We start from the raw sequence: 13,857 nt of genomic DNA on the forward strand, positions 1-13,857 counted from the left end.
TCGCTGCCACAACAGGCGCGTGAAATCAGCCGCTTGCGGGCAATGACGTGTCACTTACCCCCACGCGGCGGATCGGGTGTATTATGATGGAAGATCAGGGCTCCACAGCCTGTAAGCCCTTCACCGGGGCGCGGGTCAGGGTATAGTCAGGGCCAACGCTTCAATTTCAGTCAGGATCGCCACCATGACCCATCTCACCCACCGGACGCAGGCTGCCGCTGCCGCTCTGCTGACGGCAATCCTGTGTGTGGCCTTCCTGGCGATGCCTGCCAGCGCGCAGGACGTATTCACGGTGACAGGCGTCCCGGTCGATGAACGCGCGGGCACCACCACCGAGGCGCAGGCGGCAGCCTTTCGCTCAGGCCAGATCGCCGCAGCGCAAGCGCTTCTGGAGCGGCTGACACTGCCGGAGGACCGGATCAATGCCGGCGTGACGTCCATTCCCGCTGATGTGGCCCAGGAAATGGTCGCCGGGCTTCAGGTGGCTGACGAGCGACGCTCTGCCAACCGCTATATCGCCAACATGACGGTGAATTTCGATGCGCGTTCGGTGCGCAGCTATCTGCGCGGGCAGAACATCCCCTTCGTCGAATCGCAAGCGGCGCGCACGCTGGTCATTCCGGTGGTGGAGCGCGACGGGAGCGCGGGTCTCTGGGGGGGCAGCTGGTATGAGGCCTGGCTTTCCGGCGCACATGCCAATGCCCTGACGCCCTTCATCGGCCTTGGCTCAAGGATGACGGGTGAGGGTGATGACGCCGTGCCGGTCGGGCGCAATGTGATCAGTGCATCCGTAGCGCAATCCGGTGACGAGTTCGCCTTGCGCGAGCTGGCTTCCCTTTACGGTGTTACCCGCGTGGCGGTCATCACCGCGCGCGAGGGAGAGGGCATTATCCGCGCCAGCGGAACCGTGTATGATTTTTCCGGCCCTGACGCCGTGGCGTCCGAATTTGAGTCTGCTGCCAGCCAGAGCGGCTATAACGAGCTCGCCCGGCGCGTTGTGCAGACCGCGCAGGAGGGCTGGAAGCGCGAGGTCGTGGTGCGCGGCGGCGAAGCCAGCGAGATCACGGTCTCGGTACTCTACGACTCGATCGGGCAATGGCGCTCGCTGCAACGCGCGATAACCGGCGCCTCCCTCATTTCCAACGCCCGGCTTGATGCGGTCACGACCACCGGCGCGGTGATGACGATCACCCATCGCGGAGAGCGTGCTCAGCTCGTACGCGAGCTGGCCCAGCGCGGCGCGCGGCTTGAGGAAGAGCGTGGGCTGGGCTGGGTGGCGCGCACGCGCAACTGATACAGCAGATGGCAACTCCCCAGCTTGCCCTGGATCTCGCCCTTGAGCCGGACTACCGCCCGGAGAGCTTTGCTGTAAGCGAAGCCAACGCGGCTGCGCTGGCGCTGGTGAACCGCTGGCCGCGCTGGCGTATGGGCCATCTGGTGCTGACGGGCCCGGCAGGGGCAGGCAAAACCCATCTGGCTCATATGTGGCAGCAGCGCACAGGCGCGTCCCGGGTGGACCGGCAGGATATATCGGCGGCGCTCAAGTCGATACAGCGCGGTGCCAGCGTGGTGATCGAGGATGGCGATCAGGGCGTGGATGAGCTGGGCCTGTTCCACCTGCTCAACCGGGCGGCAGGCGATTCCGGTATCAGCGTGTTGCTGACGGGCCGCTTGCCGGCACGCAGCTGGCCGATTGCCTTGCCTGATCTGGCCTCCCGGCTCAGCGCAGCGGAGGCGGCTGTGTTGCAGGAGCCGGACGATGCCCTGCTGCGCCAGGTGCTCGAGAAGCTGTTCCGCGACCGGCGCACGCCGCTCAGCCCCGGTGTTCTCGATTACCTGCTCACACGGATGGAGCGCTCGGTGGATTTCGCCCGGCTGCTTGTCGCTCGCCTCGACAACGCGGCTCTGGCCGGCAAGAGCAGCGTCACGCGTGTGCTTGCACGCGACGTGCTGGCTGGACTATCAGCAGACAGCAACCCCGATCAGGAGAGCGGCGCGCGGTCATGACCGATATTGTGGAAGGTGTGCCCGCCAGCGTCCCGGCCGGCCCGGATCGTCAGCAGGCCATCGACGGACTGATGGACTCGCCCGAGCGCTTCCTGAACCGGGAGCTGTCCTGGCTGCAGTTTAACCAGCGTGTGCTGGAGGAAGCGGAAAACCCGGCGCACCCGGTTCTGGAGCGGCTGCGCTTCCTGTCCATCTCTGCCAGCAATCTCGATGAGTTCTACATGGTGCGCGTCGCGGGCCTGCGCGCGCAGTTGCGCAATGGTGTGGACCGCGCCGGGCAGGACGGGCTGACCGTCACCGAGCAACTGGAGCGCATCAATGAGGCCGCGTCCCGTCTCATGCGCACCCAGCAGGAACGCTGGCAGGAATTGCGCGTTCTGATGGGGAAGGACGGCGTGCAGCTGCTCAATCCGGACGAGCTGACCCGCGCCGAACGCGCCTGGTTGCGGGACGACTTTCTCGCCCACACGCTTCCCGTGATCACGCCGCTGGCCATCGATCCGGCACACCCGTTTCCGTTCATTCCCAATCTGGGCTTTGCCATCGTGCTGAAGCTGAAACGCCAGCGCGACGGCAAGGTGATGAACGCGCTCCTGCCGCTGCCCGCCGGGGTGAAGCGTTTTGTAGACATTCCATGTACCCGCAAGGACCGGCGCGGGCGGCCCGTCAGGCGCTATATCGCTCTTGAGGACGTGCTGATCGTCTTCGTGGATGCGCTGTTCCCCGGCTATGATTTGCTGGGCAAGGGCGCATTCCGCATTATCCGCGACAGCGATATCGAGATAGAGGAAGAGGCTGAAGACCTGGTACGTGAGTTCGAGGCGCGCCTGAAACAGCGCCGGCGCGGCGTGCTGGTGCGCCTGAAGCTGGAAGCCTCGATGCCGGAGGAGCTGCGCCGCTTCATCATCCAGCAATTGCATGCAGAATCGCGCGATGTCGTGCTGGTGGACGGCAATCTGGGCCTCGCCCAGCTTTCACAGCTCATTCCCGATGACCGGCCTGAGCTGAAATTCGAGCCCTACGAGCCGCGCTTTCCTGAGCGCATCAAGGATCATGGCGGGGACTGCTTTGCGGCCATACGCGCCAAGGATCTGATCGTCCACCACCCCTATGAGAGCTTCGATGTGGTGGTGCAGTTCCTGCGTCAGGCGGCCAACGATCCTGATGTCGTGGCCATCAAGCAGACGCTTTACCGCACCTCGAAAAACTCCCCCATCGTCGCCGCTCTGATCGAGGCAGCGGAAGCTGGCAAGAACGTCACCGCACTGGTGGAGCTCAAAGCCCGGTTTGACGAGGAAGCCAATCTGAAATGGGCGCGCGATCTGGAGCGCGCGGGCGTGCAGGTCGTTTATGGTTTCGTCGAGTACAAGACCCACGCCAAGATTTCACTGGTGGTGCGGCGCGAGGGCGCGACCCTTCGCACCTATGCCCATTTCGGCACTGGCAATTACCACCCCATCACCGCGCGCATCTACACCGACCTCTCCCTGTTCACCGCTGATCCGGCCTTTGGCCGTGATGCAGGGCGGATTTTCAATTATGTGACGGGCTATGCCCGCCCGACCGGGCTGGAGCGCCTGTCGATCTCGCCGCTGGGCATGAAGGAGTTGCTGGTGGAGAAAATCCGCCGCGAGGCGGACAATGCCCGTGCCGGCAAGCCCGCTGCTGTCTGGGCGAAGATGAATTCGGTGGTCCACCCCGAGATCATCGACGCGCTCTACGAAGCCAGCCAGGCGGGCGTGCGCGTGGATCTGATCGTGCGGGGCATTTGCTGCCTGCGCCCCGGCGTGCCGGGCCTGTCGGAGAATATCCGGGTCAAGTCCATTGTGGGCCGCTTTCTGGAGCATTCGCGCATTGTCTGCTTTGCCAATGGCGAGGTCATGCCGTCGGCGAAGGCAGAGGTGTGGATCTCCTCGGCTGACTGGATGCCTCGCAATCTCGACCGGCGCATAGAGACACTGTGCCCGGTGGTGAACCCGACCGTGCACCGGCAGGTTCTCGACCAGATCATGGTCGCCAATCTCAATGACGAGGCGCAGAGCTGGTACATGAACCCCGATGGCAGCTATACGCGCGTCAACACGCAAGGCATTTCCATGCCCTTCAGTGCGCACGACTATTTCATGACCAACCCCTCCCTCTCGGGGCGTGGTGAGGCCTTGCGCAATGACCAGCCGCCCTCGGTGCCGCAGCTGGCACGGCGCTCATGAGGCTGCACAAGGGCAAAAAGCCCGGCCCGGCGGGCCGGGACATAGCCGTCATCGATATCGGCTCCAATTCGGTGCGCCTGGTCCAGTACCGGCTGGAGGACGGCGCGCTGTGGCCTGTCTTCAACGAAAAGACGATGGCAGGGCTTGGCAAGGGCGCGGGCTCGCGCGGTTCGCTGAACCCGGATGGTGTGAAGACCGCGCTTGTCACCTTGCGCCGGTTTTCCAGTCTTCTCGATGCCAAGGGGATCAGGGACCGGCACGCGGTTGCCACCGCAGCCGTGCGCGAGTGCTCAGATGGGCCGGAATTTGTCCAGCTGGCGCAAGCGGAGACCGGGCTGAAGATTGAAGTCCTGTCCGGCGAGGAGGAAGGGCGCCTCTCGGCCCTTGGGGTCGTAGCCGGTATCGGCGCGGGCAGCGGTGTCGTGGGTGATCTGGGTGGGTCCAGCCTGGAGATCGCGCGCCTCACGGGCCGCGAGATCGGTCCGGTCTTCTCGCTGCCGCTAGGGCCGCTATCGGTACTCAATGGCGATGGAGACGACAGCAAGCGCGTGCGCGGCGAAATTGATGACGGTCTGGACGCCGCCGCCGGTGCGCTGGACGGCTCCGGGCCAGACTTTTATGCGGTTGGCGGGGCGTGGCGGTCTTTCGCGCATCTGGCGATGGCGCTCGACCGCTATCCGCTGACCCTGCTTCACCAATATGCGCTGTCCGCCCAGCAGGTGGCACGCGCGGCCGATTTCGCGATGGCGCAGAGCGAGGCGTCACTGGCCGCCACGCCAGGCGTCTCCTCCAAGCGGGCGACCACGCTGCCGTATGCGGCCCAGCTCCTCAAACGCATCGTCAAGCGCGGTAAGTTCAAACGCGTGATCTTCTCGGCCAACGGCCTGCGTGAAGGGGTTGCGTTCAGCCGCAGCGCAGCGCTGGAGCAGCGTCATGATCCGTTGCTGGCTGGTGCCGAAGCCATGGCGCGCCACGCGGCCAGCGATCCGGAGTTTGGCCCGGCGCTGGCCTCGTGGCTGGAGCCTGTGTTTGCCGGCAGCGCACCTGTCTTTGATGACGAACGCGACCATGTCCTACGCGGCGCGGCGACGCGCCTCTCCCAGCTTGGCGCGCGCATGCATCCCGACCACCGCGCTGAACTGGCGGCGACCGAGGTCTTGTACGCGCCCTTTGGCGGCATCTCGCACCCGGAGCGGGCTTTCCTCGCCCTGACAATCCATCATCGCTATGCCGGCAAGCGGCCAAGGCCGGAGGAATGCCCGTCGCGCCGCATGCTGGACGACGCGCAGGAAGAGGCCGCGCTGCAGCTTGGCTATGGCATCAGGCTTGGCTCGGCCCTGTCGGGCGGCTCGGCGGGCGTGCTGAAGTTTTTCACGCTTGCCCGTTCGGAAAACCAGCTTGTACTCGGCATGGAAAAGGGGCGCGAGGACCTGGTGGTCGAGCGGGCATTCACGCGGTTTGAATCGCTGGCCAGCGTGCTCGGCCTCAAGGCCGTGCTTGATCCCGCCTAGTCCTCCAGCTCGATGGCAACGACCTTGCCATTCTCGAGTATCAGCGCCAGCTCGCCGCGCTTCAGCTTCAATGCTGCCTCGCCAAAGACCTTGTAGCGCCAGCCGGAGAGGGCAGGCACGTCGGCCTTGTCGCTTGCGGCGATCTGTTCAAGGTCCGGCACGGTGGCGATCAGGCGCGGCGCAACGCCCTCCTCTTCGGCCACGACGCGCAGGAACACTTTCAACAGCTCCACGACCGGCCCGATATTGTTAGGCAGATGGGTCTGGCGGGCGAGCTTGGGCGCATGCTTTTCCGGCGCTGCCATCGCCTCGCGCATCATCTCTATCAGGCGCTCGGCAGGTTTGGAGCGTTCAAAGCCCTTCGGCACAGCGCGCAGCGCGGCGAGCTGCTCCTGGGACACCGGCGCGGACTGCGCCAGCTCGTATAGCCCGTCATCCTTCATCACGCGGCTGCGCGGGATATCGCGGGTCTGCGCCTCGATCTCGCGCCAGCGGGCGGCGGCCTTCATCGCCGCCAGCCATTTGGCGGTTGTCTTGCGGGGTTTGAGCCGCTTCCACGCATTCTCCGGATCCATCCGGTAGGTTTCCGGATTGGTCAGAAGGCGCAGCTCCTCTTTCAGCCACTCTTCGCGGCCTGACTGCTCCAGCTTCTCCTGCAGGATCGGGTAGAGCTTGTGCAGATGGGTCACATCGGCGAGCGCGTACTCCGCTTGCTTGTCAGACAGAGGGCGGCGCGACCAGTCGGTAAAGCGCGATCCCTTGTCGATCTGCTCGCCCAACAGCTCGCGGACCAGATTGTCGTAGGAGATGGAATCGCCAAGCCCCACCGCGGCGGCGGCGATCTGGCTGTCGAACAGGGGCTCGGGGATCAGCTCTCCGCCCTTGTGGAAGAATATCTCCAGATCCTGCCGGCAGGCATGAAACACCTTAACGGTGTCCTTTTTGCGCAGCAGCTCCAGAAACGGCGCCAGATCAATGCCCTCCGCCAGAGGGTCGATCAGCAATTCGGCCTTCGAGCCAGCCGCCTGTATCAGGCACAGCTGCGGCCAGAACGTGCTTTCGCGCATGAATTCGGTATCGACCGCAACGAAACGGTCCTTGCCCAGCACCGTGCAGGCATTGGCCAGTGCGTCGGTCGTTTGAATCAGCTCCATGAGTCCATCGCTTAGCGCGCCGAAAGCCATTTGGCGAGCGGGCTTTACTCTTGCGATTTCCCGCGCTTCGCCAGCCGCCACATTCCCAGCACGCCGAAAAGCCCGGAAATGACGGCGATGAAAGCGAAAGCTGTCTGAAGGGGAAGAGTCAGGAGTCCGATCACAAACAGGGTGAATTGGCCAAGGCTGGCGCTTGCGGCATTCATGATACCTCCGGCCGCCAGAACCCGCCCGCGCAGTTCCGGGTTGGCGCGCCTTTGAGCCATGGCCTGCAAGGGCACCATGAAAAGTCCGGCGCTCATGGCGGACAGCGTCAGCCCGGCCAGGACAGGCCAGTTGCGGGAATCGGCGAGAAACACCTGCGCACCGGCCAGCGCGTCTTCGTCCGGTTCCGGCCAGCCCAGCGTATAGAGCGCTACGAAGGCGGGGAAGATGGCAAGCCCGAACGCGCCGGCTATGGTAAAGCCCAGAGCGTCCTTGCCCTTCGTGAACAGGCCGCAAAGAATGGCGCCTAGCGCTGCGCCAATGGTAAAGAGGCCAGTGAAGGCGAATCCCACCGTTTCGTCGCCTCCCATTACCTCGGCGGTAAACAGGGGCATCAGTGTCACCACAGAGGCTGCCAGCATCCAGAACCAGGACACGCCGAGCAATGGCCGCAATACCTCTGGCGCCTTGAACGCAAAGCTCATCACCCGGAATGTCTGGCCGATAATGTTCCAGCTGACCTTAACGTCCTTGGCGTCTGGCGGAGCGGGGCTGTTCAGGCACATGACCGCGAACCCGGCCAGAGCGACGGCTGCCAGCGTGGCCGAAAGAAGCCACGCCGAATCGTCGCTGATCACAAACAGGGCAGCGAGGCCGGCACCACCGAGAATGGCCACGTTCAGCGTGCCCCACACAAGAGCGTTGCCGGTAACAAGCTCGTTGTCCTTGAGCAGGGTCGGGATGGCCGCGTTACGCGCGGGCGCGAAGAAGGCCGACTGCATGCCCATGAAAAAGAGCACGATCACCAACAAGAGCGCATTATTGAGAAAGAAGCCCACCGAGGCTGCCAGCATAAGGACAACTTCCGCCAGCTTGGTGCGCCGCATGATCCAGGCGCGGTCATAGCGGTCGGCGACCTGGCCGGCGACTGCCGAGAAGAGGAAAATGGGAAGGGTGAGCGCCGTCGCCGCAATTGGCACCATGAGTTCCCGGTCGAGGCCCATAATCGTGAGCCCGTGAAATGTCGCAAGATTCACCAGGGCGAAACGGAACAGATTGTCGTTAAAGGCCCCCATTGCCTGCGCAGCCACGAGCGGGCCGAACCTCTTCTGCACCAGCAGGTGCAGGGCGACGCTGAAGTTCATCCGGCTATGCCTCCCCTATATCAGCGCGTATCAGCTCCGCCGTGCGCGCTTCTATCGTCTCTTCAAGCTGGAGCATGAACGCGTCCTTGTCTTCCCCCGGTTGTATCGGCTCGAGAAATTCCACGACCACGGTCCGCGGCCGCTTGATGAACGCCTTTCTGTCCCAGGCAAGGCCGAGGCTCGTGGCGACCGGCACGACCGGACGGTCCAGATCGTGAGCCAGATGAAACACGCCCTTCTTGTAGGGGTGCTTCTCGCCGGGTGCTGACAGATGACCTTCCGGATAGATCAGTATGTGACGTCTGTCCGACTGCAGGCGCCTCATGCCCTCGTCGATGCGCGCGCGGGCAGCCTCGCCGCCCTGATTGGAGAGGACTACTGCGCCGGTCTTCTTCAGGATAAAACCGACGAGAGGATATTTCACCAGATGATCCCCAGCGACATAGGCCAGGGGCCGCACGGTCGCCACCATGATAAGCGGATCACCCCAGCTTTGATGCTTGGCGGCGATGACGCTGGGAATGTGGCTGAGATGATGCGTGCCGCGCAGGTCAATGCGCACTCCGGCGACGAACCGCAGCAGGAAGGCGATCACACGCGCATAGCTGAAAATCCCATAGCCCAGCAGACGTTTGCCCAGGACGATGGCCAGAACGGTGCAGATGGCACCGAAGAATAGCGTCGTGACCCAGTATGCGATCTCAAATAGCGTGCTGCGCAGAAGTTTCATGCCGTGCTGGTACGTAGCTCCACGAAATCCCGATTAACGGGTCAACGCGCCTGGAGACGAGAAGCTCCCTCGGCATGGGGGAGAACCGGCATAAATCCTATGCGCGTGACGGGCTGAGCACCCGGCTGGCCAACCCCATCGCCACATAACCCGCCAGCGCGGCGAGGATCGAGAACAGGAAGGCGCCTGGTATCTCGAATACGAAATCTCCCAGCCAGATAGCCAGAAGCCCGCTGGCCAGCGCGGCAAGCGCCGACCATTCTCCGCCAAACTGGCTGCGTATGCCGATCAGCAGCGAGACCAGCAGGCCTGCCGATCCCAGCGACGAGGCAAGCTCTACCAGCCCGTAAATCGTCTCGCCTGTTGTAGCGACAATGTAGGCCATCACGCCCGCAACGACTGTAAAGCCACGCGCGGCCAGCAGCTTCTCCTCTGGCGAGGCTTTGGTGCGCACCCGGCTATAGAGGTTTTCCGTTGCCAGGCCGGAGACGGCCAGAAGCGCGGAATCCACCGTCGACAGCACGGCAGAGAACAGCGCGCCGGCAAACACCACAAAAAGGGCGCTCGGCAGAAGGTCCATGGCAAGGTTGGGCAGGAAGAGATCGCCCGCTGCCGGGTCAAAGCCGAGGCCGGGGCCGACAAGCCCGAACAGGACCGGGAAAAATCCCACAACCAGGTAGAGCCCGCCTGCCATCAACCCGCCACGCACGGCGATTTTCGCCGATTTCGAGCCGAGGAAGCGCGCAATCATCTCCTGCGCCACGATGGAGCCGAGAATCGGAATGGCGAAGGCATCGAGGCGCTCCAGCCAGCTTTCGCCGGGGGCAATCAGTACAAGCTGTGACGGGTCGATAAGCGCCATGGCTTCGTCAAAGCCGCCGGCACGCCCGAACAGGGCGAAGGTGAGGATGATGAGGCCGGCCAGCACCACCACGCTCTGTAGAATGTCGGTCACCACATCGCCCAGCAGGCCGCCCAGCAGCGTGTAGCAGATGACGAGCAGGCTGGCCCCCACCAGCGCCCACTCCACCGGCAAATCGCTGGCCACCGCGATGATGGAGGCAAGCGCCAGCAATTGTGCCGCCGCCCAGATGATGGAGGTAGGGATGGAGACGCAGGCAGAAGCGATTTCCGCGCGCGGACCGAAGCGGTCCCGGAAGAAATCGGCAAGCGTGAGATAGCCTTTTGCTCGCAGCTGCCCGGCCACGAACAGCGCCGCCACGATCAGGCAGATGGCATAGCCCACAGGCTCTGCGCGCGCGCCTGAGAGCCCCTCATCGGCGATGGTGGCTGTGGAGCCCATAATGGTCTCGCCGCCAAACCAGGTGGCGAACACCGAAATACCGACCGCCCAGAAGCCCAGCCTGCGGCCCGCCACCAGATAGTCGGTATGCGTGCTCATCTTGCGCGATGCCCACAGGGCAATGCCAAGCTGGATAAGGATGTACAGGATGAGCGCAGCGAGAATCATGGGCGTCCCCCGAAGCCTTGAATCTGCCGTTCGCAGACAAATCCCGACTAGACCGCCAGCCGTCCGCGCTCAATCAGTTTTTCGGTGTCGATCTGCCCGTGGCCCGCGCCCAGCGTCGTCGACTGGCTGGCGATGCGCCGGGCGAGGAAGGCGTCTGATGCCGCATCCAGCCCCGCATCCATCAGGGCAAGGGCTGAGAGAGCGAGCGCCGCTTCCTCGCTGAACCGGCGGGCATCGGCCTCCCCGATGCCGCCCGCCAGTGAAGCCTCGATGCGGCCAATCAGGGCATCGAGCGCCGCATTCTGCCCCTTGCCGCGTGCCAGATAGGCCAGCAGCGCCTCGCGGCTCTCAGGGTCGCGCGAAAGCGCGCGCAGCGTGTCGAGGGCGATGACATTGCCCGAACCCTCCCAGATAGCGTTCAACGGGCTCTGGCGGAACATGCGGGGCAGGGGCGATTCTTCCACAAAGCCCGCGCCGCCATGGGCCTCCATCGCCTCATAGACGAGGTAGGGCGCGCGCTTGCAGATCCAGTATTTGGCGATGGGGGTGAGGATGCGCGCCAGCGCCGCCTCGTTCGGGTCGCTGGCCATTTTGTCGAAGGCGTGTGCAACGCGGAAGGCGAGCGCCATCGCCGCTTCGGCTTCCATGGCCAGTTCCGCCAGCACTTCGCGCATCAATGGCTGGTCGATCAGGCGGCGCTGGAAGGCGGTGCGCCGGTCGGCGTGCCAGATGGCGTGAAAGCTCGCCGTGCGGATCAGGCCCGCTGACCCTGCCAGGCAATCAAGGCGGGTATGGTTGACCATGTCGATAATGGTACGAACGCCGCGTCCCGGTTCGCCCACGCGGCGGGCATAAGCGCCGTGATATTCGATCTCCGAGGAGGCATTGGAGCGGTCGCCGAGCTTGTCCTTCAGGCGCTGTATCTCGATTGTATTGCGCGTGCCGTCCGGGCGCCAGCGCGGCACCAGAAAGCAGGAGAGGGCAGCGTTCTCACCGTCACCCTCATAGGCTAGGGTGAGGAAACCGTCGCTCATCGGCGCCGAGCAGAACCATTTATGCCCCGTAAGCTCCACCTCATCCCCGCCAATACTGACGGCGCGGGTCTCGTTGGCGCGCACATCCGAGCCGCCCTGCTTTTCGGTCATAGCCATGCCGATGGTCAGGCCCGCCTTTTCGGCCATCGGCTTCATGGCAGGATCGTAGGCGCTGGCGGTTGCGCCCCTGATCCAGTCTCCGGCCCAGCTGGCGTGGCGCAGGGCAGGCACGCAGGCATAGGTCATCGACATGGGGCAGCACACGCCCGCATCGGCATGGCCCATCAGCATCAGCAGGGCCGAATGCAGCGTATGCGGAGCGGTGTCTGTGTTCCACGCCGCTGCCGAGACGCCCGCTTCCAGACCCGCACGCATCAGCTGATGGTAGGCGGGGTGGAACTCCACCTCGTCAATGCGGTGGCCATAACGGTCAAAGGGTTTGAACTTTGGCGGGTTTTCGTTGGCCTGACGGCCCCATTCCTGCACTTCAGCCGAGCCCACGCGTGCACCGAAGGCCGAGAGATGGCCCTGGTGGGCATCCCCGCCATTGCGGCTGACGGCATCTTTCAGCACGCGGTCCGCGCTGAACAGATTGATCCCGCTCAACGGTTCGGACTGGTTGAAGACGCTATGGGTGCGCAACTGGCTGCGCGGCGCATGGGGCTGTGTCATGGATGCAGTTTTGCGCGAGGGGAGAGCTGGCGTAAAGCGGGGATGCGCTTTTCCCCCGTGCTTCGAGACGCTTCGCTACGCTCGCCCTCAGCATGAGGGAAAAGCCCTCACCCTGAGGAGGTCGAAGGCCGTCTCGAAGGATCAGGCCGGATTGATTCTCGGATCGTGCCGGGAGGCCTCGTAGAGCGCGACAGCTGCCGCGTTGGACACATTCAGGCTCTCGGCCTTCGGTCCCATCGGGATGCGCGCCAGCACATCGCAATGATCGGCCACGCGCGGGCGCAGTCCCTTGTCCTCTGACCCCAGTACGATGACGAGGCCGGTCGTGCGGCCCATCGTGTCCGCGCCGGTCTGCACGGCGGAGGCCAGGGAGATTTCCGCCTCCCCCGCAAGTCCGATCACGAAGCGTCCCTCATCGCGGAAGCTTTTCAGCGTATCGGCGATATTGGTGACTTCCACATGGCCGACTTTCTCCGCGCACCCCACCGCGCTCTTGCACACCGTGCCGAAGAGCGGCGGGGATTTGCGGTCCTGCATGATGATGGCGCGGGCACCAAAAGCCGCAGCAGAGCGGAAGATCGCGCCGACATTGTGCGGATCGGTGATCTGATCGAGGACGACCAGAAGCCCGTGCGTGGGGTCCAGAACGGCCTGAACGGGTTCTGCGTCCAGCGCTTTGGCCTTTAGGGCGAAACCCTGATGCACGGCGGTGTCCGGCAGGCGTGCGCTGATGTCGGACGGCTCTTCGATCCGCGCCTCGATGCGCGAGCGCATTGCCTCATCGAGATCTTTCGCGCTGTTGCGCGTCACATGCAGCGAGAGCAGGGCGCGTTTGGGGTTGGCCAGTGCGGCCAATACCGCATGGCGTCCCCATATCCACCCTTCGCCGGGAGGCAGGGCATCGCCGCGCTGGCGCGCGGGTTTGCGGCCCTGTCCACGGCCCTGTGCGCGAGCGTGTGCGAAAGCCGGTTTCGAGGTGTTGCGCTGGTCAGGGGCCATAAGTATAAGTCGCGTCCCGGCTTTACGAGGCAGCCTCGTTAGGACGCCCGGCGCATCCGCGCAAGAGCGTTTCTGACAAGGCCCAATCGGAAGGCCCGGCCGGTCCGCCCGGTAGCTGGCGACCCGGAGGGGTGGGAGAGTGGTTAAATCCAGCAGACTGTAAATCTGCCCGCGCAAGCGTACGCTGGTTCGAATCCAGCCCCCTCCACCAGCCATCGTCCGCAAAGCGGGTTCTGGCTGATCAGGCCGCAATACCTTGGTCGGGAATCATCTCGCCACGGGAGCGGCCAACCGCTAGCATTGCGGATGCGCGGCTCGCGCGGCGCGGGTGTAATTCAATGGTAGAATGTCAGCCTTCCAAGCTGAATATGTCGGTTCGATCCCGTCCACCCGCTCCATCTACCCGCCCGGTGCAAGGTTACAGGCTGCAAGCAGGCGGCAATGCTTGCGCGCAAACCCCTTGCAATAGGCCGTGACGGGCGCTATCCCGCGCCGTCAGTTAACCTGGGCAGTGCTGCACGCGCTGCCTTTCCAGCAAGTTGCGACGAGGACAAGGCGCGATGGCCAAGGCAAAGTTTGAGCGTAACAAGCCGCATGCGAACGTTGGCACGATTGGTCACGTTGACCACGGCAAGACGACGCTGACGGCGGCGATTACGAAGTATTTCGGTGAGTTCCGTGCGTATGACCAGATTGATGGCGCGCCGGAGGAGAAGGCTC

Annotated in this window: 11 protein-coding genes and 2 tRNA genes; 7 read left to right on the forward strand and 6 right to left on the reverse strand. The window is 64.0% G+C overall.

What is annotated here, in order from left to right:
* Positions 1–184: 184 nt before the first annotated feature.
* From ACTIGC_RS09515 to ACTIGC_RS09530, 4 genes are read left to right on the forward strand one after another with little or no spacing between them, the layout of a single operon-like run.
* The gene (locus ACTIGC_RS09515; protein ID WP_439634169.1) at positions 185–1,294 is read left to right on the forward strand and encodes a DUF2066 domain-containing protein; all 1,110 of its coding nucleotides are present in this window, start codon (positions 185–187) and stop codon (positions 1,292–1,294) included.
* Positions 1,295–1,302: 8 nt separating this feature from the next.
* Positions 1,303–2,007, forward strand: coding sequence for a hypothetical protein (locus ACTIGC_RS09520; protein ID WP_439634170.1), 705 nt, complete (start codon positions 1,303–1,305; stop codon positions 2,005–2,007).
* Positions 2,004–4,217, forward strand: coding sequence for an RNA degradosome polyphosphate kinase (locus tag ACTIGC_RS09525; RefSeq protein ID WP_439634171.1), 2,214 nt, complete (start codon positions 2,004–2,006; stop codon positions 4,215–4,217). The genes ACTIGC_RS09520 and ACTIGC_RS09525 overlap by 4 nt, the downstream gene beginning before the upstream one ends.
* Positions 4,214–5,728, forward strand: coding sequence for a Ppx/GppA phosphatase family protein (locus tag ACTIGC_RS09530; protein WP_439634172.1), 1,515 nt, complete (start codon positions 4,214–4,216; stop codon positions 5,726–5,728). Before ACTIGC_RS09525 ends, ACTIGC_RS09530 begins: the two co-directional genes overlap by 4 nt.
* On the opposite strand, the gene rnd is transcribed toward ACTIGC_RS09530, so the two are convergent.
* The 6 genes from rnd to rlmB form a co-directional block, all read right to left on the reverse strand.
* Positions 5,725–6,882 (reverse strand): ribonuclease D, encoded by a 1,158-nt coding sequence (rnd, locus tag ACTIGC_RS09535; protein WP_439634173.1) that lies wholly within the window; start codon positions 6,880–6,882, stop codon positions 5,725–5,727. The two genes, ACTIGC_RS09530 and rnd, sit on opposite strands and share 4 nt — an antisense overlap.
* 44 nt (positions 6,883–6,926) lie before the next feature.
* On the reverse strand, positions 6,927–8,231 hold the full coding sequence (locus tag ACTIGC_RS09540; protein ID WP_439634174.1) for an MFS transporter: 1,305 nt from the start codon (positions 8,229–8,231) through the stop codon (positions 6,927–6,929).
* Between the two features lie 4 nt (positions 8,232–8,235).
* A complete protein-coding gene (locus tag ACTIGC_RS09545; RefSeq protein WP_439634175.1) occupies positions 8,236–8,961 on the reverse strand; it encodes a lysophospholipid acyltransferase family protein in 726 nt (241 codons plus the stop codon).
* 97 nt (positions 8,962–9,058) lie between these two features.
* The gene (locus ACTIGC_RS09550; RefSeq protein WP_439634176.1) at positions 9,059–10,432 is read right to left on the reverse strand and encodes a sodium:solute symporter family protein; all 1,374 of its coding nucleotides are present in this window, start codon (positions 10,430–10,432) and stop codon (positions 9,059–9,061) included.
* 47 nt (positions 10,433–10,479) lie between these two features.
* Entirely contained in the window at positions 10,480–12,138 is a 1,659-nt protein-coding gene (locus tag ACTIGC_RS09555) for an acyl-CoA dehydrogenase family protein (RefSeq protein ID WP_439634177.1), read from the reverse strand.
* Positions 12,139–12,279: 141 nt separating this feature from the next.
* A complete protein-coding gene (gene rlmB, locus ACTIGC_RS09560) occupies positions 12,280–13,137 on the reverse strand; it encodes a 23S rRNA (guanosine(2251)-2'-O)-methyltransferase RlmB (RefSeq protein WP_439634178.1) in 858 nt (285 codons plus the stop codon).
* A gap of 125 nt (positions 13,138–13,262) precedes the next feature.
* Between rlmB and ACTIGC_RS09565 the strand changes: the two genes are divergently transcribed.
* The 3 genes from ACTIGC_RS09565 to ACTIGC_RS09575 all read left to right on the forward strand — a co-directional run.
* Positions 13,263–13,348, forward strand: a tRNA-Tyr gene (locus ACTIGC_RS09565).
* 113 nt (positions 13,349–13,461) lie between these two features.
* A tRNA-Gly gene (locus ACTIGC_RS09570) sits at positions 13,462–13,535 on the forward strand.
* Between the two features lie 162 nt (positions 13,536–13,697).
* The coding region (locus ACTIGC_RS09575; protein ID WP_439634184.1) for a GTP-binding protein at positions 13,698–13,857 on the forward strand (160 nt) is incomplete at its 3' end.

Source organism: Glycocaulis sp. (genome assembly GCF_051859565.1).
GTDB lineage: Bacteria > Pseudomonadota > Alphaproteobacteria > Caulobacterales > Maricaulaceae > Glycocaulis.

Bases quoted from the DNA above. Each gene is read 5' to 3' on its own strand.
- ACTIGC_RS09550 (WP_439634176.1), bottom strand. From the start codon at position 10,432: ATGATTCTCGCTGCGCTCATCCTGTACATCCTTATCCAGCTTGGCATT.
- rlmB (WP_439634178.1), bottom strand. From the start codon at position 13,137: ATGGCCCCTGACCAGCGCAACACCTCGAAACCGGCTTTCGCACACGCT.
- ACTIGC_RS09525 (WP_439634171.1), top strand. From the start codon at position 2,004: ATGACCGATATTGTGGAAGGTGTGCCCGCCAGCGTCCCGGCCGGCCCG.
- ACTIGC_RS09530 (WP_439634172.1), top strand. From the start codon at position 4,214: ATGAGGCTGCACAAGGGCAAAAAGCCCGGCCCGGCGGGCCGGGACATA.
- ACTIGC_RS09555 (WP_439634177.1), bottom strand. From the start codon at position 12,138: ATGACACAGCCCCATGCGCCGCGCAGCCAGTTGCGCACCCATAGCGTC.
- ACTIGC_RS09545 (WP_439634175.1), bottom strand. From the start codon at position 8,961: ATGAAACTTCTGCGCAGCACGCTATTTGAGATCGCATACTGGGTCACG.
- ACTIGC_RS09520 (WP_439634170.1), top strand. From the start codon at position 1,303: ATGGCAACTCCCCAGCTTGCCCTGGATCTCGCCCTTGAGCCGGACTAC.
- ACTIGC_RS09515 (WP_439634169.1), top strand. From the start codon at position 185: ATGACCCATCTCACCCACCGGACGCAGGCTGCCGCTGCCGCTCTGCTG.
- rnd (WP_439634173.1), bottom strand. From the start codon at position 6,882: ATGGAGCTGATTCAAACGACCGACGCACTGGCCAATGCCTGCACGGTG.
- ACTIGC_RS09540 (WP_439634174.1), bottom strand. From the start codon at position 8,231: ATGAACTTCAGCGTCGCCCTGCACCTGCTGGTGCAGAAGAGGTTCGGC.